The following is a 21845-nucleotide window of genomic DNA, read 5'->3' as shown; positions in this document are numbered from 1 at the left end:
AACATCAAATAAATTATGCTTCGTAATCTCTAGCGATAACAAACTTAGTTTTAACCGGTAATTTTTGAGCTGCTAAACGTAATGCTTCTTTTGCAACGTCTAAAGGTACTCCTCCTACTTCAAAAAGTAGTCTACCTGGTTTTACAACAGCTGCCCAATATTCAACGGCACCTTTACCTTTACCCATACGTACTTCAAGAGGTTTCTTTGTGATAGGCTTATCTGGAAATATTTTTATCCAAAGTTGTCCTTCTCTCTTCATGTGACGTGTAGCGGCAATACGTGCTGCTTCTATTTGACGCGATGTTAAAAAATTCGAATCAAGTGATTTTATCCCAAAAGTTCCGTTTGAAAGTTGGTGCCCTCTTTGAGAGTTCCCCTTCATACGTCCTTTTTGCATTTTACGAAATTTTGTTCTTTTAGGCTGTAACATTTTTTCTTTACTTTAAAAAATTACTTTCTACGACGTGGTTTGTTATTACCTCCTCGTGTTCCACCTTTTCCTTGCTTCTTAGACAATCCAACAAGCGGAGAAAGCTCTCTTTTACCATATACTTCACCTTTCATGATCCATACTTTAACACCTAATCTACCATAAGTAGTATGTGCCTCAACTAAAGCATAATCAATATCGGCTCTGAATGTTGACAATGGAATACGACCATCTTTGTAGTGTTCTGAACGTGCCATTTCAGCACCATTTAAACGACCACTAATTTGAATCTTAATTCCTTCAGCATTCATACGCATTGTAGCAGCTATTGCCATTTTTATTGCACGTCGGTATGAGATTCTGTTCTCAATTTGACGAGCAATACTAGACCCTACTAAAAATGCATCAAGTTCTGGTCTTTTGATTTCAAATATATTAATTTGAACCTCTTTACCAGTAATTTTCTTAAGTTCTTCTTTTAACTTGTCTACCTCTTGTCCACCTTTCCCGATAATAATACCTGGTCTTGCAGTAGTGATAGTAACGGTTACAAGTTTTAAAGTTCTCTCAATAATTACTCTTGAAATACTTGCTTTAGATAGACGTGCATGAACGTACTTTCTTATCTTATCGTCTTCGGCTAATTTGTCGCCATAATCGTTTCCTCCGTACCAGTTAGACTCCCATCCTCTGATAATTCCTAAGCGATTTCCGATTGGATTTGTTTTTTGTCCCATATCTATTTAAGCTTGTATATTATTGTTAGCTCCAACTACGATTGTTACGTGGTTTGAACGTTTTCTTATTCTGTGCGCACGACCTTGAGGAGCTGGACGTAATCTTTTTAACATAGATCCGCCATCTACTCTAATCTCTTTAACTATTAATTCAGCATCTTCGATACTTGCATCTTCATTTTTAGATTGCCAGTTTGCAATAGCAGACAATAACAATTTTTCTAAACGATTAGAAGCTTCTTTTGAACTAAATTTCAAAATATTAAGCGCCTTTTCTACCTTTTCACCTCTTACTAAATCGGCTACTAAGCGCATTTTTCTCGGTGACGTAGGACAGTTATTAAGTTTAGCAAAAGCAATTTGCTTTTTATCTTCCTTAATAGCGTCTGCCATTTGTTTTTTACGACTTCCCATAGCTTACTACTTTTTACCTTTGTTTTTAGCACCTGCATGACCTCTAAAAGATCGTGTTGGTGAAAATTCTCCTAATTTATGTCCTACCATGTTTTCAGTTACATATACAGGTACAAATTGACGTCCGTTATGCACTGCAATAGTTTGTCCAACGAAATCTGGAGTAATCATAGAGGCTCTAGACCATGTTTTGATTACTGTTTTCTTTCCGCCTTCAACATTTTCTTGGACTCTCTTATCTAATTTATAATGAACGTAAGGTCCTTTTTTTAATGATCTTGCCATGTCTTATTTCTTTCTACGTTCTACAATATACTTATTACTCGCTTTTGTTTTAGAACGGGTTCTGAAACCTTTAGCAGGTATACCGTTTCTAGAACGAGGGTGACCTCCAGAAGATTTACCTTCACCACCTCCCATTGGGTGATCAACCGGGTTCATCACTACTGGTCTAGTACGAGGTCTTCTTCCTAACCATCTACTTCTACCAGCTTTACCTGATACTAGTAATTGATGATCTGAGTTAGACACAACACCTATTGTAGCCATACAGTTAACTAAAATTAATCTAGTTTCTCCTGATGGAAGTTTTACTGTTGCAAATTTACCATCTCTTGCCATTAACTGAGCAAAAGCACCTGCACTACGAGCCATAACAGCTCCTTGTCCTGGACGTAACTCTACACAAGAAATAATTGTTCCTAATGGAATTTGACTTAATGGCATTGCATTACCAATTTCAGGAGCTACATCTTCTTGCCCGGATACAACTGTTTGACCAACTTGTAATCCGTTTTGAGCAATTATATAAGTTTTCTCACCATCTTGGTAATTTAATAATGCAATAAAAGCTGTTCTGTTTGGATCGTATTGAATTGATTTCACTTCAGCAGGAATTCCCGCTTTAGTTCTTTTAAAATCAATGATACGATACCTTTTTTTATGCCCACCACCAATATAGCGCATGGTCATTTTTCCTTGACTGTTTCTACCACCTGATCTTTTGTTCGGAGCTAATAAACTTTTCTCCGGCTTATCAGTAGAAATGGCGTCAAATCCATTAACTACTCTAAATCGCTGACCTGGTGTGATCGGTTTTAATTTTCTTACTGACATTTTCGTCTAATTACATGTTACTGTATAAATCAATCACTTCACCTTCCGCCAGTTGTACAAGTGCTTTTTTAACAGCATTTGTTTTACCATGTTGAATACCAGTTTTTGTAAACTTGGTACTTCTATCTGGACGGACATTTATTGTACGAACTTTTTCAACAGAAACGCCATAAGCAGCTTCCACTGCTTTTTTAATTTCTACCTTGTTCGCCTTAGTACTAACCATAAAGCTAAAACAGTTGTTTAATTCACTGTTTGTAGTTGCTTTTTCTGTTATTATAGGTTTAATTAAGATACTCATCGCTTCCTTATTTACTTAAATTCGATTCAATTCCTTCTAAAGAACTCTCTAAAAGGACTACTTTATTTGCATTTAAAATCTTGTAAGTGCTTAATTCTGAGTTCAATAAAACTTCAGCGCTCTTTAAATTTCGTGATGACAAATATACATTATTATTTGACGCACCCAACACAAATAACGATTTTTTATCTTGTAAGTCTAAAGCTTTCAATACACTAGTGAAATTTTTAGTCTTAGCTGAATCAAAACTTAAATCTTCTATCACAACTATTGATTGTTCTGAAGCTTTAATTGTTAGTGCTGATTTACGTGCTAAACGCTTAAGGTTTTTATTAAGTTTGAAACTGTAGTTTCTAGGTCTTGGCCCGAACATACGTCCACCTCCTTTAAAAACACCAGACTTAATACTACCTGCTCTAGCTGTACCAGTTCCCTTTTGCTTTTTAATCTTACGTGTCGATCCAGAAATCTCAGCACGCTCTTTAGCTTTGTGAGTTCCTTGTCTTTGGTTTGCTAAATATTGTTTAACATCCAAATAAACAGCATGATTGTTAGGTTCTATAGCAAAAACTGAATCAGAAAGGTCTACCTTTCTTCCAGTCTCTTTTCCATTAATATCTAAAACTGCTACTTTCATTACTTCTCAATGATTACATAAGCGTTTTTATGACCAGGAACACATCCTTTAACCACAAGTAGATTCTTTTCAGCAACCACTTTTAAAACTCTTAAATTTTCAACTTTAACTCTATCAGTACCCATTCTTCCAGCCATTCTCATTCCTTTAAATACTCTTGCAGGATAAGATGCTGCTCCAATAGAACCTGGTGCTCTTAATCGGTTGTGTTGACCGTGAGTTGCTTGACCTACACCACCAAAACCGTGACGTTTAACAACTCCTTGAAAACCTTTACCTTTAGAAACTCCAGCAATATCTACGAATTCACCTTCTATAAAGTGCTCTACAGTGATTGCATCACCTAATTTGTACTCCTCATCAAAACCTTTAAATTCAACGATCTTGCGTTTTACAGAAGTTCCTGCTTTTTTAGCGTGACCTAAGTCAGCTTTAGTAGCACTTTTTTCTGTCGCGTCATCGAAACCAAGTTGTAAGGCTTTATAACCATCAACTTCTTCAGTTCTGACTTGGGTAACGATACATGGCCCAGCTTCAATTACTGTACATGGAATGTTTTTTCCATTTTCATCGAAGATGCTGGTCATACCGATTTTTTTTCCAATTAACCCAGACATAATTATTAATTTATTTATTAGTATTATTTATAAAAAAATTCAGGGTCAAAACACGTTCAACCCTGAATGTATTTTTACCGTTTTTCCTTCGCTCGCAGCTTAGGACATGTGTTTCGAAACTTTCGTTTCTGTAAAACTTACTTTAGAAGTAAGCGTTCTACTTAAACTTTAATTTCTACTTCTACTCCACTTGGTAATTCAAGTTTCATTAAAGCATCAATAGTTTTAGAAGAAGAGCTATAAATATCAAGTAATCTCTTGTAAGAGCTTAATTGAAATTGTTCTCTAGACTTCTTATTAACGTGAGGAGAACGTAATACAGTGAATATTTTCTTGTGAGTTGGTAACGGAATTGGACCTGTTACTACTGCACCTGTACTTTTTACAGTTTTTACAATCTTATCAGCAGACTTGTCCACTAAGCTATGATCGTAAGATTTTAATTTAATTCTAATTTTTTGACTCATTTTCTTAGTTTTAAGCTTCTGTACCTTTAGCTGCTTTAATCACTTCTTCAGATATGTTTGAAGGAGTTTCAGCATAGTGTGAAAATTCCATAGTAGATGTAGCACGACCTGAAGATAATGTTCTTAATGTTGTAACATAACCGAACATTTCTGATAATGGCACGGTAGCTTTAACAGTTTTTGCTCCTGCTCTGTCTCCCATGTCACTAACTTGACCTCTTCGTCTATTTAAATCTCCAACAATGTCACCCATGTTTTCTTCAGGAGTAATTACCTCAAGTTTCATGATTGGTTCCATAATTACAGCTTTCGCTGCTTTTGCTGAATTTTTAAATCCTAATTTCGCTGCTAATTCGAATGATAATTGATCCGAATCCACATCATGATAAGATCCATCTTTCAATGTCACTTTCATAGAATCTACTTCGTATCCTGCTAATGGTCCATTAACCATAGCCATTTTAAATCCTTTTTCAATTGAAGGGATAAATTCTTTAGGAACGTTACCACCTTTAATTGTAGATATAAATTGTAAACCTACGACACCTTCATCTGCTGGTTCTACTGTAAACACAATATCAGCAAATTTACCACGACCACCAGATTGTTTTTTGTAAACTTCTCTATGATCTGCAGCCTGTGTGATAGCTTCTTTATATTCAACTTGAGGTTGACCTTGATTAACCTCTACTTTGAATTCTCTTTTCAAACGATCTACAATTACATCTAAGTGTAATTCTCCCATTCCAGAAATAATAGTCTGTCCTGAAGCCTCGTCTGAACGTACAGTAAATGTTGGATCTTCTTCAGCTAATTTAGCTAAACCAATACCTAATTTATCTACATCTGCTTTAGTTTTAGGCTCAATCGCGATACCAATTACGGGATCTGGAAAGTCCATAGATTCTAAAATAATAGGATGCTTTTCGTCTGTTAGTGTATCTCCTGTCTTAATAGATTTGAATCCAACAGCAGCTCCAATATCTCCAGCTTCGATATAATCGATAGCGTTTTGTTTATTAGCGTGCATTTGGTAGATACGAGAAATACGTTCTTTTTTACCTGAACGATTATTTAACACGTAAGAACCAGCATCTAAACGACCTGAATAAGCTCTAAAGAATGCTAAACGACCTACGAAAGGATCTGTAGCAATTTTAAATGCTAATGCAGCGAAAGGCTCATCAACACTTGGCTTACGAATTTCTTCTTTTTCAGTATCAGGGTTCATTCCTTTAATACCTTCTTTATCCATTGGAGAAGGTAAGTAACGACATACAGCGTCTAATAAGAATTGCACACCTTTATTTTTAAAAGCAGAACCACAAATCATAGGAATAATAGCCATATCCATCACAGCAGCTCTAAGTGCAGCATGCACTTCATCTTCCGTAATTGAATCTTCATCTTCCATGAACTTCTCTAGTAAGTTCTCATCGTAACCAGCTACTTCTTCAATAAGTAATGCTCTATATTTTCTAGCTTCAGCTTTAAGTTCTTCTGGAATTTCAATAACATCAAAGGTAGACCCTTGAGTTTCGTCATGCCAAACAATAGCTCTATTCTTTACTAAATCTATAATTCCTTTAAAATCTTCTTCGTCACCAATGTTTAAAACGATTGGCACCGCGTTAGATTTCAACATATCTTTAACTTGTTGACAAACACTTAAAAAGTCTGACCCTTGACGGTCCATTTTGTTAACGAAACCAATACGAGGAACTTTATAATTATCAGCAAGTCTCCAGTTAGTTTCAGATTGAGGTTCAACACCATCAACTGCACTAAATAAGAAAACTAAACCATCAAGTACACGTAAAGAACGATTTACTTCAACAGTAAAATCTACGTGGCCCGGTGTGTCAATAATATTAAAATGATAACTCTGTGCATCAGGAGTTGGCTCTGCATTTTCTTTAGGAAAAACCCACTCGCAAGTTGTAGCAGCAGAAGTAATTGTAATACCTCTTTCTTGCTCTTGCTCCATCCAGTCCATAGTAGCAGCACCATCATGCACTTCACCTATCTTATGTGAAACACCTGTATAATAAAGAACACGTTCTGTTGTCGTAGTTTTACCAGCATCAATATGCGCAGCAATCCCAATATTTCTTGTTAATCTTAAATCTCTTGCCATTTTATCTAGAATCTAAAGTGTGAGAATGCTTTGTTAGCTTCTGCCATTTTATGAGTATCAACTCTTTTCTTAACAGCCGCTCCTTCTTCTTTAGCTGCTGCTAAAATCTCTGATGCTAAACGTTGTGCCATAGATTTTTCGTTTCTCTTACGAGAGTAGCTAATTAGCCACTTCATTGCTGTAGAAACTTTTCTATCTGGACGAATTTGCATTGGAATTTGGAACGTTGCCCCACCTACTCTACGACTACGTACTTCTACGTGAGGCATAACATTAGATAATGCATCTTTCCACAACTCTAAAGCTGTTTTTTCTTCGTCTGTTTTTTTTGAGTCTACGATGTCAATTGCATCATAGAATACCTTAAAAGCCACCGACTTCTTTCCATCCCACATCATCATGTTAACGAATCTAGTTACTAACTGATCGTTAAAACGCGGATCTGGTAAAAGCGGTCTCTTTTTTGCTGCTCTTTTTCTCATGTCTTTTCTTTAAAAGATTTTAATTACTTCTTAGGGCGTTTTGCACCGTACTTAGATCTACGTTGTGTTCTACCTGCAACACCTGCTGTGTCTAAGGCACCACGAACGATGTGATATCTAACTCCTGGCAAATCTTTTACCCTTCCACCTCTAACCAATACTATCGAGTGCTCCTGTAAATTGTGACCTTCACCAGGGATGTATGCATTTACTTCATTACCGTTAGTTAATCTAACCCTTGCTACTTTACGCATTGCAGAGTTAGGTTTCTTTGGTGTAGTAGTGTAAACACGCGTACAAACCCCTCGTCTTTGAGGACACGAATCTAAAGCAGCCGATTTACTCTTCTTGGTTATTTTGGCTCTTCCTTTTCGTACTAATTGTGAAATTGTTGGCATATTTTCTATAAAATTTATAAAATATCCTCTTCTTAGAGGGCTGCAAATGTAAGAAATTATTTTTATTTTTCAAACCCTAAACGATTAATTTTCAATAGAATTTCACTTTTATTCTTTACTATATATTATTCCTCTATTTTTTCCGTTAGTTTTACAATTCTAAATCACAATAAATAGTGCTTCAAAAATTTTTATTTATAACACTCTTTTTTCTTATAAGTCCTAAAGTACTGTGCCAGAATTTAATATTAAAAATTCACGGAGAAACAGATCACGAAACAGAAGTAATAGATTCTATTACATACAAAAACAAGCACACAAATTACAGATCTATATTAAATAGCATAGACACACTAAGTAAACAGTTAAATAAAATAGGCTATATAGCACATAGTATTAAAGATTCTAAAAAAAGTAACGATTCCACTATTCAAGCTTTTGTATCTCTACATAAAAAATACGACCACATATATATAAAGTACCTAGACACAGATGTAAGTCCAATAATATTACAATCACTCAATATTCCATCACAAGGCAACACCATAATACTTAGCTTTAACGAAACTGAAACAGAGCTTCAACGTTTAAACACTAAATTAACTGAAAACGGACTCCCCTTTTCCTCTTTAAAATTAGAAAACATTATAATTGAAAACGACAGCGTTAAAGCAGAATTAAAAACTTCAAAACAAATCAAGGTCCGCCATATAGACAATATCATAATTAAAGGCTACGAAAAGTTTCCTAAAAAATACATTAAACATTATGTACAGTTAAAAAAAGGTAGTGTTTTTAATATGAACAACATTATTAAGAAGACCAACAGAATAAACAAACTTACTTTTGCTAATTTAATTCGAGACCCAGAAGTATTATTTACTAGAGACTCTACAACTATATATATATATGTAGAAAAGCAAAAAAGCAATAATTTTGACGGCTATATAGGATTCGCTACTAATGAAAACACGAATAAACTTGAATTTAGTGGTTATTTAGACATGCTGCTCCGTAATAATTTTAACTATGGAGAAACTATATCCTTTTTATATAGAAGCGAAGAAAATGAACAAAAGACTTTTAATCTAGATGTAGATGCACCATATATATTTAAATCTCCAATCGGAGCCAATGTAGAATTAAACATTTTTAAGAAGGATTCTTCTTACTCTACAATCGATCAATCCTTAAATTTGTATTATCAAATTAACACCTATCACAAAGCATATCTTGGAGTATCCTCAACACAGTCTAATAATCTTTTAGAAAACACCGTAATAAGCACTATAAATGAATACAAATCCTCATTTTACCAAACACGATATAATTTCATAAATACTACAAAAAACAGCATACTATTTCCTACAAAAACGTACGCTGATTTTGAACTTGGTTTTGGCTCTAGAACATACAACAATACAAAAGAAAATCAGATATTGTTTAATACTGAAATACATCACATATTCAACCTAAACGAAAGCAACAGTATTTATACAAGAATTACAGCTGGAGCCTTACAGTCAGACACTTATTTAGAAAACGAATTATTGCGTTTTGGGGGAATTAATTCTATTAGAGGATTTGAAGAAAACAGTTTAACTGCAAATCTGTTTGGCGTTTTTAACTTAGAATACAGATATCAATTAAATCCTACAATATACATCAACAGCATTACAGATTTTTCTTACTTTGAAAACAAAATCACCTTACAAAAAGAAAATCTATTTTCTATAGGCGTCGGCTTTGCATTATTAACAAAAGCAGGACTATTAAAATTAGTATATGCTAATGGAAAGACAGAAAAACAACCACTCAATGTGAATAACGCAAAAATACACCTGAGTATTACAACTTCATTTTAACAGAACGATAACACTACAACGATTGCAACTAATTAGTGATTTAAAATTTAATAAAGATTTATTGTTTAGTTAAGTATTTATTAAGAGTTTTGCGCCGACTAATTCAAAATAAATTAAAAATGAGATCACATTTAAATGGGATATTAACGCTATTCCTAGCGTTTGTTGTGCAGTTTACTTTTGCACAAGAAAAGATTATTTCAGGAAATGTTACCGATGAAAGCGGTTTACCACTCCCTGGAGTAAATATTATTATTAAAGGTACCACACAAGGTACACAATCTGATTTTGACGGAAATTATACAATTTCAGGAGAAACAGGCAGCACATTAGCCTTTTCATTTATGGGTTATAAAACTGTAGAGCAAAAAATAGGTGCAGCAAGCTCAATCAATATTACATTATCTGAAGATTTATCAGAATTAGATGAAGTACTTATCGTAGGATATGGTACATCTACATTACGTTCGTTTACAGGTACTGCAACACAAATTGATGGTGAAGCATTAGGACGTAAATCTGTATCAAACGTTTCTCAAGCTTTAGCTGGAGAGGCTGCTGGTGTACGAGTAATAAACACAAGCGGACAACCTGGTGAAGATGCAACTGTACGTATTAGAGGGTTTGGTTCTCTAAACGGAAACAGAGATCCATTATATGTGTTAGATGGTGTACCTTACACAGGATCTATAAATTCAATTAACCCTAATGATATTGAATCTACAACCATTCTTAAAGATGCCGCTGCAACAGCAATCTATGGTTCTAGAGGATCTAATGGAGTAATTGTTATTAATACAAAAAAAGGATCTAGAAACGAAGCTGAAATAGAAGTTGACTTAAAAACAGGTCAAAACTTTAGTGCATTACCTCGTTATTCTACTATCTCTTCTCCTGAAGAATATATTGAAACAAGTTACGAAGCACTTAAAAACAGAGGTAGTCTTTTAGGAAACAACGGTATAGATTATGCAAATGCTAACATTTTTGGAAGTTCAGGTATTGCATCTGAATACAACATGTGGAATGTAGATAGCGGTGCAGATTTAATCGACCCTGTTACAGGAAAAGTAAGAGACGGTGTAACACGTAAATACAATCCAGAAGATTGGGAAGACTATGCGTTTCAAGAATCTAACAGAACAGAAGCTAACGTGAAAATTAGTGGTGGTTCAGAAAAAACAAGATACTTTACATCTTTCGGTTATTTAAAAGATGTTGGATATTCTATTAACTCAGACTTCGAGCGTTACTCTGTAAGAGCAAACATAGATCACCAAGCAAAAGACTGGTTATCTGGTAACCTTAACATTGGTTATACTAATTCTGAAACAAATAACGGAGGACAATCTGAAGATTCAGGTTCTGTATTCTGGTTTGTAGACAATATTCCTTCTATATATCCTTTATTTTTAAGAGACGATAACGGAAACAAAATTGACGATCCATATTATGGAGGTTATGTTTACGATTATGGAGATACTCGTGGTTTTGGTGGTTTAACGAATGCAATTAGTGATGCACACAACTCTATTGCTAATGATGTAGTTCATGAATTAAATGGTAATGCAAGTATTGATATTGCGTTTAATGATGATTTCAAATTAATTAACAAAATTGGATGGAACTATAAAAACAGCAACTATAATAGTCAAGACGGACCATATTACGGTCCAAGCGCCTCTCAAAACGGATCTATATATAAGGAAAGAACAGACGTTTTTTCTTATAATTTATTAAACATGTTAACGTTTAAGAAAAGTTTTGACGGTCACAGTTTCGATGCCCTTGCTGCACACGAAGCTAACGATTGGGAAAGAGAATACTTATTTGGTTCTAAATCTTACCTAACAGATCCTAACAGTACAGACTTTAATGATGCTGTTGTACAATCTAACATGTCTTCTTATACAGAAAGCTACTCTTTAGAGAGTTACTTCGGACAAGTAAACTACAACTACAATGATACATACTTTATCTCTGGAACATTAAGACGCGATGGTTCTTCAAGATTTGAAGAAGGAAACAGATGGGGAACATTTGGCTCTGTAGGGGCTTCTTGGGTAATGTCTAATGAAGACTTTATGAGCAAACAAGATATATTTAGCTTCCTTAAACTAAAAGCGAGTTACGGTAGAGTTGGAGATCAAGGTGGTGTAGATTTTTACTCTGGTAATGATTTATATTCTGTTGGTAATTTAGATGACCAACCAACACTAATCTTCGATACTAAAGGTAACCCAGATTTAGAATGGGAAGTTTCAGATCAATTCCAAGCAGGTGTAGAGTTTTCTTTAGGAAAATATTTAGATGCTAGTGTAGATTACTATATTAAAGATACAGATAACTTAATTTTTGATAGACGTGTAGGTGCCTCTATTGGTTATGCTGTTGTTAAGGTAAACGATGGTGGGTTAAGAGAATCTGGTTTAGAATTTGATCTTACTGCACATCTAGTAAAATCTAAAGATTTCTATATTGATTTAGGACTAAATGGTGAAATTACATCAAACGAATTAACACGTATGCCTATTGATCCTGCAACAGGAGAAGAAAAATTATTAGACATTAGCGGTAGATATGGTAGAGCTGAAGGACATTCTATTTACGACTTTTATGTACGTGAATGGGCTGGTGTAGATTCTCAAACTGGAGAAGCACTATGGAATCAATATTTTTATGATGGTAACGGTAATGGTGTCGTAGATACAGATGAAGGTATTTCTTCTTTAACAGAATATAAAGACTTAAACCCAGATAGAGAAATCTCTAAAACAACCACTACAACATACTCTGATGCAACACAAAAATTTGTAAACAAATCTATCATGCCAGATGTTAGAGGTGCTTTCAATCTTGCAACAGGTTATAAAGGATTCCAACTTAATGTACAATTCTTATATTCTATAGGAGGTTATGCTTACGACTCTGTTTATGCAGGATTAATGAGTAACACTCAAGTAGGTGGAAACAACTGGCATACAGACATTAGAAACAGATGGCAACAAGCTGGAGACATTACAGATATCCCTAGACTATCTAGTAACTTAGACCAAAATGTAAATGCAACATCTACAAGATTTATTACTAAAGCAGATTATTTAAGTTTAAACAACATTAGATTAGCTTATTCTATCCCAGATGCATTTGTTAAAAAAATGGGAATGTCTAACTTCACATTATCATTAACTGGAGACAATTTAGCATTATGGAGCGAAAGAGATGGATTTAACCCTTCAGCTACAGAAACAGGAGTCTCAGATACTTATAGCTACTCTCCATTAACAACAGTTACTCTAGGTCTTAATGTACGATTCTAAAAAACAATAAAAATGAAGAAAATAATATATATACTATTAGGAGTTACATTAACTACTGCGGTAAGTTGTAATGATGACTTCCTAGAAAAAGATCCATCAGAATTTATGTCTGATGAAGAAATTGCAGAAATTTCACCAGATTACCCAGAATTATCTGAAGCCATTTTAAGAGGTAACTACGAAAACATGTACGTTACTGGATCTGGTGGTACAGATTTAGATCATGATGATTTTGGTCAGAAAAGCTACGATATTTACAGTGACATGCTATCTGGAGATATGGTATTAGGAGGCTTAAACTACGGTTGGTATTCTGGAATTTCAGAATTACAATCAACTATAGACTTTACAGATACAGACAACTACAAACCATGGAGATACTATTTTCGTATTGTAAATGGAGCGAACTCTGTAATTGATGGTTACGGAGGAAACGATGCAGAATTAGAAGCTGGCACGGATGCTATCTATTCATTTGCTCAAGCTCGTGCAATGCGTGCATATGCATACTTCTACTTAGCAAACTTATATGCTACATCTTACAATGCTAGTGAAGAAATTTTACCAATATACACCTCTTTATCTCAAGACAATCAACCTTTGAGTACAACTGCAGACGTCTATGCACTTATTATTGAAGACTTAACATATGCTGTTGATGGATTAGATGGTTTTAGTAGAGGTTCTAAATCTTACATTAACCAAACAGTAGCACAAGGACTTTTAGCTTATGCTTACGCTGCTATGGGAGAAAATGCTTTAGCAAAACAAGCTAGTGAAGATGCTATTTTAAGCTCTGGAGCAAGTATTGTAAGCGAAGAAGAAGCTATTGGTGGATTTAACGATGTAACTACTAGTGCTTGGATTTGGGGAACAGATATAACTATAGCATCAGACTTAGACTTAGTATCTTGGTGGGGTCAAGTAGATTTATTTACTTATAGTTATGCTTGGGCTGGAGATCCTAAAATTATTAACGACGAGTTATACGCAGCTATTCCTGACAATGATGTTAGAAAAGGACAATTTGTTAATGCTTACGGAGACGGTCAATTATACCCAATCAATAAATTCTACGCTCCAGACAGAGTTGTAGGAGGACAACGTAATATTGAAACAGATTACTTATATATGCGTATTGATGAAATGTATTTATTATATGCAGAAACTGCGGCTAAATCAGGAGACGAAGCAACAGCTAAATCTGCTCTTAAAACATTATTAGATCAACGTTTAGATGATACATCTTATGTAGATCAATTAAGTGGTCAAGCTTTATTAGACGAAATTATTTTACAAACTCGTATCGAGTTTTGGGGAGAAGGAAAAAGTTACTTGTTAATGAAACGTAACAATTCTGATATCACTTTAGGAAGTAATCACCTAACTTACCCAAGTCTTAATATTTCTTCTGACGATGATAGATTAACTTTAGATATACCTCAATTAGAAATTCAAAACAACCCTTTTATTGACTAATCTTACATTTTAAGATTTTTAATAATCGGTTCAATTTATAAAAGCCTTGTGTAAATATTTACACAAGGCTTTTTTTTTTATCACACCAATACATCTAATTAACAAAATAAGTAGTGAGTTCTTCACATAATAACAATTACGTATTAGTAAGCAACTCTATTCAGATATAACCCCCTCTCTATCAAAAAACTATTAACAGATATTAAAAACAGACAGAAACGTCAAAATTAACTTTACTTTAACAATAAAAAAGAACATAAACAACTCTTAAGACGAAAAAAAACATTGATAAATTAATAAAAATCAACTTGTTTATTATAATTAAACAAATAATTCCCTACCAATTAACCACATTTATACATTTAATCTAAAAAATTAACATTTTATTTAAGTATTATTGTTTTATTAACTTTTTATTATGATTTTAGTTCCTGACTAATTCAAATCAAATAAAAATGAAGACAAAGTTTAGTGGAATTCTAACGCTGTTTCTAGCGTTGATTGTGCAAGTTACTTTTGCACAAGAGAAAATAATTTCAGGTACTGTTTCAGACGAAGCCGGCCTGCCTCTACCAGGGGTTAACATTATTATTAAAGGCACCTCTCAAGGTACACAATCGGATTTTGATGGTAATTACACACTTGCTGCTGTAAGCGGAGATGTATTATCGTTTTCATTCATGGGTTACAAAACAAAAAGCATTACTTTGGGAACCTCTAAAACGGTAAATCTAGTATTGACTCAAGACTTATCCGAACTTGACGAAGTTGTGGTAACAGCACTGGGTATTAAGAAAGATGAAAAAGCTATTGGTTATGCTTCACAACAACTAAAATCGGAAGCCATTTCAGATGTACCTACAACTAACGTTGTAAACTCTTTATCTGGTAAAATTGCAGGTGTAAATATCACACAATCTTCTGGTGATATCGGAGCATCTTCCCGTATAACTATTCGTGGTGTATCTTCTATTTATGGAAATTCACAACCATTAATAGTCATTGACGGAGCAGTAATTGACAATAATACATATACAGGATCTAGTTCTGGAACTGATGTTCCTAATGGATTAGCAGACATAAATCCTCAGGACATTGAAACCATTAACGTCTTAAAAGGTGGGGCTGCTACAGCACTATACGGAATGAGAGGTACAAATGGTGTAATTGTAATTACAACTAAATCTGGAAAACAAAGTAAATCGTTAGGTATAGAAATTAATTCTTCTGTAAGTTTTTCTAATGCTTACATTTTTCCTGACTACCAAAATTCTTACGGACAAGGACATAGTCAAAGCTATTTCGAATTCGTTGATGGCCAAGGTTACGATAAAGGAGCTTTCGGAGGTGATGGTGGTGTAGACGAAAGTTGGGGAGCACCTTTAGATGCAGGTTATGAATTTATCCAATATTCTTCATTTATAGATAATCCAGATAACCCACAAGCTCAACCTTGGATTTCACATCCTAATAGTGTTCGTGACGATTTTTACCAAACCGGACTAACAACAGATAATACAATTTCTTTTTCAGGAGGAACAGACACTTCTAATTATCGCTTATCACTAGGTTATGTAGATTCTAAAGGTATTGTATATAATACAGACCTTAAGAAATACAACATTTCTGGGTCTGCAAATTATGAATTAGGAGATAAATGGACTGCTGGATTTACCGCTAGATACATTAACTCTTCTTCAGATCAAAGAAATGCTGTTGGTTACGGAGACATTGATAACCAAGTAGGACAATTGGTATGGAGTGCAAGACAAGTAGATTGGTCTCAACTTAGAGATTGGAAAAACTTACCTTTAGTAGATGTTGGTGATGGAATAACAACGCCTTTAAACTGGAATTTAGCCTATAACAATAACCCTTTTTGGGCATTAGATAAAAACTTACACCCTTGGTCCCGTAATAGATTAATTGGAACTGCAAATATTGGTTACCAAATTTCAGAAGATTTATCATTAAACATGTCTACAGGTATTGATTATTTTGATGACTCTAGAGAAACAATGAGAAGTGTAGGTACTAACGGATACGCAAATGGATATTATTCACTTACCAAAAGAAATCGATACGAAGTTAACACTCAAGCAATTTTAAGTTACGACAAAAAATTTGGATCTAACGAACAATTTGGAGTATCTCTAAGTGCAGGTGGCCAATCAATGATTAATAAATATACCGCATTCCAAGGTATAGCAGAAAACTTGGTATTAGATGGTTTATTCAACCTATCTAACTCTTCAGGTTCACCGCTAATATCTGACACGAGTGAAGAGTATAAAATAAACAGTTTATTTGCTACAGGTCAAATAAGTTACAACGATTATTTATTCTTAGATTTTACAGGACGTAATGACTGGGCTAGTGTGTTACCTATAAACAACAATAGTATATTCTATCCATCTGCTTCTTTAAGTGCAGTTGTAAGCGATATATTAAACATACAATCTGAAGCTGTAAGCTTCTTAAAGTTAAGAGCATCTTGGGCAGAAACAGGAAGTGCAGGACCTTTAGCACCATATAGTGTTACTCCAACATATTCTTTATCTAGTTACCCACTTAACGGTAGTACTCCTACCGCAATTTATCCTGACACATTATGGAATTCAGATATTACAGCTCAAACAGAAACAGCTGTAGAATTTGGTCTTGACGCACGTTTCTTTTCAAATAGATTACGCGTAGATTTCACTTATTACGATAAGAAAAACGAGGATGTAATTATGCCACTTCAAGTATCTGCTTCTTCTGGATTTACTAATGTTTGGAAAAACGCGGCAACAATAACAAACAAAGGCGTTGAAGTGATTCTTGGACTAGATCTTATAAGAAATGGTGGAGATGGCTTCAACTTAGGTTTAGATCTTAATTTTGCAAAAAACACAAATGAAGTTTCAGATATTGAAGGTGAAGGTGTAATTAACTTAGAATACGGAAGTTTATGGAACGTAAATACTCAAGCAAGAAATGGTGAAGCTATTGGGGCCATATGGGGACCAGCATTTGAACGCACAGAAAGCGGAGCTATTTTATATGAAAATGGATTACCTGTAATTGGCGACTCTAAAGTATTAGGAAACTCTCAAGCTGACTGGGTTGGAGGATTAGCAATTAACGCTTCTTATAAAGGCTTTACATTCAGAACATTATTTGATATTAAACAAGGAGGAGATGTGTATTCCCAAACAAACACATGGGGTAACTTATCCGGTGTACTTGAAGAAACTCTTGAAGGTAGAGAAACCGGTGTTGTAGGAGTCGGTGAAATGTCTGATGGTAACGGAGGCTATATCCCTAACGATATAGTTGTTGATGCCCAAAACTATTACTCTAGTGCTTACAACCAAAACGTAGCAGAATCTTCTGTTTTCGATGCTTCTTTTATTAAATGGAGAGAACTTTCTATAAGCTATTCAATCCCTAATAAACTAATTGCTAACACTGGCTTAGACGCTATCAGTTTAGGTGTTAATATTAGAAATTTAGCGATACTCTCAAGAAATGCACCGCATATCGACCCAGAAACAGCTTTTGGTGTTAGTATAGGTCAACAAGGTTTAGAATATGCTCAAACACCTTCTACACGTACAATTGGTGTGAATCTTAATGTTAAATTTTAATCGAAAATGAAAATGAAAAATATATTTAAATCATGGTCTCTTGCTGCTCTAACTGGTGTGATGGTATTTACATCGGCCTGTGACAGTGATTTTGAAGAAACCAATACAGACCCTAATAACCCCACAGACATTTCAGCTGATTTACAGTTGGGATACATAGAAAGAACATTAATTAATCAAGTGCATAATTATTCTCTTGCAGGAGAATGTGCATCAACTTGGCCCCAACATCTTTCAAAACCAGTTTATAACGACGCAGATAGATACTATCCACGTTTAGGTTCAATAAATACATTTTGGAACACAATGTACGCTTCAGTAATTGCAGATGCAGACGAAATGAACAACTTAGCAATAGAAGAAAATAACAAATCTATCCAAGGTGTTGCATTAACATTACAAGCTATTTCATACCAATATCTTACAGATGCATTTGGAAACATACCAATGTCTGACGCTATTAATGGTGAAGACGGAACATTTAATCCGGCTTACGATACACAAGAACAAGTTTACACACAAATATTTACATTATTAGATGAAGCTATCGCCCTGTTAGAGTCTGGCTCTGGTACAATAGACTCAAGTCAAGATTTAATTTATAGTGGAGATACATCTAAATGGATAAAATTCGCTACTACCATTAAATTTAGAGCAATGATGCGTATTTCAGACACGTCTTTATTTAGTGCATCAGAATTACAAGCTTTAGTAAATTCGGGTAATTTAATTACTTCTAATTCAGATAATGCTTTTATCTCATTCACAACAATTGCAACACCAAATACAAATCCTTTTTATGATATTATAAATAATAGTAGACAAGATGAGTGGTCTGTAGGTAAAGAATTAGTAGATTTTATGTTAGCAACTGGAGACCCTAGAATCACCGTGTATGCAAACCCAAATGACAATGGAGAATATGTTGGTAAACCTGCAGGATACATAAACCCGGGCACAGCTGGATACGGAGCTGGTTCAATATCTGAAATAGGTGATGCTTACATGGCTGCAGAAGCACCTTTATTCTTAGTATCGGCTTCTCAAATAAATTTACTATTAGCAGAAGCTGCATCAAAATCTTATATCAGCGGATCGGCAGAAGATTATTTTACAACAGGAATTAATGCTTCTTTAGTTCAAAACGGCTTATCTGCTGGTAGTTTTTCACCTTCTTATAACGGATACACTTCTATTGCAGAACAATTATGGGTATCTACTTTTATGCAAGGATATGAAACATGGGCAGAATGGAGAAGATCTGATATCCCTTCAGATTTACCATTAGCGATAGACCCTCAACCAGGTGTAAACAGTATCCCCACAAGATTCACATACACTAACGACGAAGTATCCTTAAACGCTTCTAATGTAGATGCTGCTGTAGCTGAACAAGGTGCAGATGCACTAACAACTAAAATATGGTGGGATATAAACTAATTTAAAACAAGACTAAAAAATGAAAAATATATTATATACCTCTTTAGTATTATTAACTATTCTAAGTTTTACGGCTTGTAATAGCGACCCAAATGTAGACGTAGTTGCAGAAGTAGAAGGAACTGCAGGACTAATTATAAATGTATCGAACAACTCTTCCGGAGCTCTTTTAGGTTCTCCAGAATCAGGAGTAGATCTAGATGAAGCATCAATTACCTTTTCAGACGATTATTTAAACTTAGTTGTTACTGAGGTTTCTGGAGGTTTTGAAAGTGGAGATGTTAATCGAATCGAAATTTACAAATCTCTAAATGGAGATAATGAAATTAAAATTGGTGAAGCTACAGCACTACCTTTCTCTTTATCTTATATTAACATAGAAGAATTTATGGAAGGAACAGGTAAATTATCTTCTGATTTAAGAATTGGAGATGTTTTTGTTTTTTCAGTAAAAGTGGTTAAAAACGACGGCACCATTTATACATACAGTTCAAACCTTGGAAATTTTGCAATAGCAATTAACTGTTCTTACGATTTAACAGGAACCTACACAATGACCAATACAGTTTGTGCAAGTGAAGTAGATGTTGAGATTACTCAAAACTCAGACGGTACATGGTTTGCTTCTACAGCAGATGGTGGATTACTACAATTCTGTACTACAAATACCTCTTTACAAAACTTTGGTAGTTTTGCTGTTTCTTGTGGTGGTATAGTTGATGCTAGTGGAACCGCTGGCGGACCAGATTACTGTGAAGGTGGAGATTATGGTATTGGCTGTATTACTGGTGGTACTTGGGATCAAGAAACCGGAGTATTAGAAATGATACATAATGATGCATTCTTTGGTATTGGTGAATACACATCTAAATACGTTAGAAAATAATTCATTGACAGATTTAAAACTTAAACATAAAATTATGAAAAACATATATAAAACGTTTTGTCTATTAGCCTTGTCTGGTTTTGTTTTTACATCTTGTGATGATAGTGATGACAATACTGGAGATTCTCTAATAGATTACACTAAAGTAGGCGCAATAGTATCTACACCAAACCCATCAATAACCGTAAGCGAATCAGATATTCATTCTTCAGGTGAAGATTACATAATTCCATACACTGTAACCTTAAACGAAGCCGTAACAGCAACAACTATTATTGAATTAATTCAAACAGACGGTGAAGCAGATACAGAAGATTACGAAACGTCTGTTATTACAGTAACTCCTGGAAATACAACAGGAACAGGATACATTACCATTTTTAGTAATGGTTATATTGAAGGTACAGAAACTCTAGAATTAACTGCTAATTCTAGAGCAAATGTTACTATTAACGATTATGCTATCAATATTACAATAGATGATGACTACATTAATGATCAACTTAACTTTGAATTGTCTTGGTCAGGTACTTTTACAGCTGCAGTTGGAGATGGTGCAGACTTAGTATTAGATTTTTGTGCTATGGATTTCGACATCTATATTTATGATGCTAACCTTAACGATACAGGTTTTTACGATGCTGCAACAGGCTCTTGTCCTGAAACAGCAACCTTATCTGGATTAGAAGACGGTTTCTACTATGTAGTAGTCGATTTATACGAGAATCCTTTAGATATTTATGGCGGTGAAATCTCAGTCCCATTAACATTCTCATGGAGTCAAGATTATTTTGATGATGTTACAGGATCTACAACATTAGAAGCATATACGACAGTTTCGACTTCTGGAACATATGCAATTGCGACAATAACTATACAAGATGGTTACATATATACAATAGCAGCATACTAAATTAGTATGCTGTTACAAAATAATTAAAGCCACTTCAAATTGAAGTGGCTTTTTCATAGATATCATTTAATTATAAAATAACAGAAGTGATTCAAATTTCAAAAAACCTTATACCTATATAATAGAAAACATAGATTCAAAATAAATCGAATCAAGTTAACCTCTTATGGTTTAAAAATCCAAATTAAATAATCTTAATATATAAATACCACAAAATTATATACATATCATTTTATTAAAAAAATCACCTAAATATTAAAGTTTAAAACGATGTTAAACGAACAAAAAAATAAGTATTTGAAATCTAAAAACAGGCATCCTTAATAGGCTACTTTATTTGGTACAAATAAGTCCGAATTAATGTTAATTTATGGTTAACAAAATAAGAGCAAAGAACTAAACTAGCGTTTTTGAAAGTTAAATCTTACAGTAAAAAGTGACAATCATGTCAAAATAAGGGCTAAACTGATAAAATATCCAATATTCAGGAAAATTTTATTGAAGATAATCATGTCAACTTTAAAAAAACACATATAAATTACCTAATTATTGATTATTTTAAACCAAATAA

At 34.2% G+C, this 21845-nt stretch carries 19 protein-coding genes; 7 read left to right on the top strand and 12 right to left on the bottom strand.

The window, feature by feature from the left end; genetic code table 11:
- Positions 1-13: 13 nt before the first annotated feature.
- From rplP to rpsL, 12 genes are all read right to left on the bottom strand, one after another.
- Positions 14-433 carry a 50S ribosomal protein L16 gene (gene rplP / locus Q1B05_RS05470; RefSeq protein WP_057783957.1) on the bottom strand — a complete coding sequence of 140 codons (420 nt, stop codon included), beginning with the start codon at positions 431-433 and terminating at the stop codon, positions 14-16.
- A gap of 20 nt (positions 434-453) precedes the next feature.
- Positions 454-1170 (bottom strand): 30S ribosomal protein S3, encoded by a 717-nt coding sequence (rpsC, locus tag Q1B05_RS05465; protein ID WP_159022784.1) that lies wholly within the window; start codon positions 1168-1170, stop codon positions 454-456.
- A gap of 6 nt (positions 1171-1176) precedes the next feature.
- Positions 1177-1584 carry a 50S ribosomal protein L22 gene (gene rplV / locus Q1B05_RS05460; protein ID WP_299778406.1) on the bottom strand — a complete coding sequence of 136 codons (408 nt, stop codon included), beginning with the start codon at positions 1582-1584 and terminating at the stop codon, positions 1177-1179.
- 6 nt (positions 1585-1590) lie between these two features.
- Positions 1591-1869 (bottom strand): 30S ribosomal protein S19, encoded by a 279-nt coding sequence (gene rpsS, locus Q1B05_RS05455; protein WP_057783963.1) that lies wholly within the window; start codon positions 1867-1869, stop codon positions 1591-1593.
- A 3-nt stretch (positions 1870-1872) separates the two neighbouring features.
- Positions 1873-2700 carry a 50S ribosomal protein L2 gene (gene rplB, locus Q1B05_RS05450; protein WP_299778402.1) on the bottom strand — a complete coding sequence of 276 codons (828 nt, stop codon included), beginning with the start codon at positions 2698-2700 and terminating at the stop codon, positions 1873-1875.
- 10 nt (positions 2701-2710) lie between these two features.
- Positions 2711-3001 carry a 50S ribosomal protein L23 gene (gene rplW, locus Q1B05_RS05445; RefSeq protein WP_057783967.1) on the bottom strand — a complete coding sequence of 97 codons (291 nt, stop codon included), beginning with the start codon at positions 2999-3001 and terminating at the stop codon, positions 2711-2713.
- 7 nt (positions 3002-3008) lie between these two features.
- Entirely contained in the window at positions 3009-3638 is a 630-nt protein-coding gene (rplD, locus tag Q1B05_RS05440) for a 50S ribosomal protein L4 (protein ID WP_299778399.1), read from the bottom strand.
- Positions 3638-4255 (bottom strand): 50S ribosomal protein L3, encoded by a 618-nt coding sequence (gene rplC, locus Q1B05_RS05435; protein ID WP_299778397.1) that lies wholly within the window; start codon positions 4253-4255, stop codon positions 3638-3640. Before rplC ends, rplD begins: the two co-directional genes overlap by 1 nt.
- Positions 4256-4416: 161 nt before the next feature.
- On the bottom strand, positions 4417-4722 hold the full coding sequence (gene rpsJ / locus Q1B05_RS05430) for a 30S ribosomal protein S10 (protein WP_106461997.1): 306 nt from the start codon (positions 4720-4722) through the stop codon (positions 4417-4419).
- Positions 4723-4732: 10 nt separating this feature from the next.
- On the bottom strand, positions 4733-6859 hold the full coding sequence (fusA, locus tag Q1B05_RS05425) for an elongation factor G (protein ID WP_299778395.1): 2127 nt from the start codon (positions 6857-6859) through the stop codon (positions 4733-4735).
- 5 nt (positions 6860-6864) lie between these two features.
- Positions 6865-7341: a 30S ribosomal protein S7 gene (gene rpsG, locus Q1B05_RS05420; RefSeq protein ID WP_299778394.1), complete on the bottom strand. Its 477-nt coding sequence runs from the start codon at positions 7339-7341 to the stop codon at positions 6865-6867.
- Positions 7342-7364: 23 nt separating this feature from the next.
- Positions 7365-7739 (bottom strand): 30S ribosomal protein S12, encoded by a 375-nt coding sequence (rpsL, locus tag Q1B05_RS05415; RefSeq protein ID WP_057783973.1) that lies wholly within the window; start codon positions 7737-7739, stop codon positions 7365-7367.
- Between the two features lie 176 nt (positions 7740-7915).
- On the opposite strand from rpsL, the gene Q1B05_RS05410 reads away from it, so the two are divergent.
- The 7 genes from Q1B05_RS05410 to Q1B05_RS05380 all read left to right on the top strand — a co-directional run bounded on the left by Q1B05_RS05410 (position 7916) and on the right by Q1B05_RS05380 (position 21274).
- On the top strand, positions 7916-9604 hold the full coding sequence (locus Q1B05_RS05410; RefSeq protein ID WP_299778391.1) for a POTRA domain-containing protein: 1689 nt from the start codon (positions 7916-7918) through the stop codon (positions 9602-9604).
- A gap of 119 nt (positions 9605-9723) precedes the next feature.
- Positions 9724-12924, top strand: coding sequence for a SusC/RagA family TonB-linked outer membrane protein (locus tag Q1B05_RS05405; RefSeq protein ID WP_299778388.1), 3201 nt, complete (start codon positions 9724-9726; stop codon positions 12922-12924).
- A gap of 12 nt (positions 12925-12936) precedes the next feature.
- Entirely contained in the window at positions 12937-14403 is a 1467-nt protein-coding gene (locus tag Q1B05_RS05400) for a RagB/SusD family nutrient uptake outer membrane protein (RefSeq protein ID WP_299778386.1), read from the top strand.
- Positions 14404-14858: 455 nt separating this feature from the next.
- Positions 14859-18035: a SusC/RagA family TonB-linked outer membrane protein gene (locus Q1B05_RS05395; protein WP_299778384.1), complete on the top strand. Its 3177-nt coding sequence runs from the start codon at positions 14859-14861 to the stop codon at positions 18033-18035.
- Between the two features lie 12 nt (positions 18036-18047).
- Positions 18048-19475 (top strand): SusD/RagB family nutrient-binding outer membrane lipoprotein, encoded by a 1428-nt coding sequence (locus Q1B05_RS05390; RefSeq protein ID WP_299778381.1) that lies wholly within the window; start codon positions 18048-18050, stop codon positions 19473-19475.
- 19 nt (positions 19476-19494) lie between these two features.
- Complete coding sequence (locus Q1B05_RS05385) at positions 19495-20361, top strand: hypothetical protein (RefSeq protein WP_299778379.1); 867 nt, start codon at positions 19495-19497, stop codon at positions 20359-20361.
- A 34-nt stretch (positions 20362-20395) separates the two neighbouring features.
- On the top strand, positions 20396-21274 hold the full coding sequence (locus Q1B05_RS05380) for a hypothetical protein (RefSeq protein WP_299778377.1): 879 nt from the start codon (positions 20396-20398) through the stop codon (positions 21272-21274).
- Positions 21275-21845: the final 571 nt, after the last annotated feature.

The sequence above is a fragment of the uncultured Formosa sp. genome (genome assembly GCF_947500765.1).
GTDB lineage: Bacteria > Bacteroidota > Bacteroidia > Flavobacteriales > Flavobacteriaceae > Formosa.
The sequence above is the reverse complement of the archived record's forward strand: the minus strand, read 5'-3'. Positions and strand labels throughout refer to the sequence as shown.

Coding starts and splice junctions, on each gene's coding strand:
- fusA (WP_299778395.1), bottom strand. CDS start 6,859: ATGGCAAGAGATTTAAGATTAACAAGAAATATTGGGATTGCTGCGCAT.
- rpsJ (WP_106461997.1), bottom strand. CDS start 4,722: ATGAGTCAAAAAATTAGAATTAAATTAAAATCTTACGATCATAGCTTA.
- rplD (WP_299778399.1), bottom strand. CDS start 3,638: ATGAAAGTAGCAGTTTTAGATATTAATGGAAAAGAGACTGGAAGAAAG.
- Q1B05_RS05395 (WP_299778384.1), top strand. CDS start 14,859: ATGAAGACAAAGTTTAGTGGAATTCTAACGCTGTTTCTAGCGTTGATT.
- Q1B05_RS05385 (WP_299778379.1), top strand. CDS start 19,495: ATGAAAAATATATTATATACCTCTTTAGTATTATTAACTATTCTAAGT.
- rplW (WP_057783967.1), bottom strand. CDS start 3,001: ATGAGTATCTTAATTAAACCTATAATAACAGAAAAAGCAACTACAAAC.
- rpsG (WP_299778394.1), bottom strand. CDS start 7,341: ATGAGAAAAAGAGCAGCAAAAAAGAGACCGCTTTTACCAGATCCGCGT.
- rpsS (WP_057783963.1), bottom strand. CDS start 1,869: ATGGCAAGATCATTAAAAAAAGGACCTTACGTTCATTATAAATTAGAT.
- rplC (WP_299778397.1), bottom strand. CDS start 4,255: ATGTCTGGGTTAATTGGAAAAAAAATCGGTATGACCAGCATCTTCGAT.
- rplV (WP_299778406.1), bottom strand. CDS start 1,584: ATGGGAAGTCGTAAAAAACAAATGGCAGACGCTATTAAGGAAGATAAA.
- Q1B05_RS05390 (WP_299778381.1), top strand. CDS start 18,048: ATGAAAAATATATTTAAATCATGGTCTCTTGCTGCTCTAACTGGTGTG.
- rpsC (WP_159022784.1), bottom strand. CDS start 1,170: ATGGGACAAAAAACAAATCCAATCGGAAATCGCTTAGGAATTATCAGA.
- rplB (WP_299778402.1), bottom strand. CDS start 2,700: ATGTCAGTAAGAAAATTAAAACCGATCACACCAGGTCAGCGATTTAGA.
- rpsL (WP_057783973.1), bottom strand. CDS start 7,739: ATGCCAACAATTTCACAATTAGTACGAAAAGGAAGAGCCAAAATAACC.
- Q1B05_RS05400 (WP_299778386.1), top strand. CDS start 12,937: ATGAAGAAAATAATATATATACTATTAGGAGTTACATTAACTACTGCG.
- Q1B05_RS05405 (WP_299778388.1), top strand. CDS start 9,724: ATGAGATCACATTTAAATGGGATATTAACGCTATTCCTAGCGTTTGTT.
- Q1B05_RS05380 (WP_299778377.1), top strand. CDS start 20,396: ATGAAAAACATATATAAAACGTTTTGTCTATTAGCCTTGTCTGGTTTT.
- rplP (WP_057783957.1), bottom strand. CDS start 433: ATGTTACAGCCTAAAAGAACAAAATTTCGTAAAATGCAAAAAGGACGT.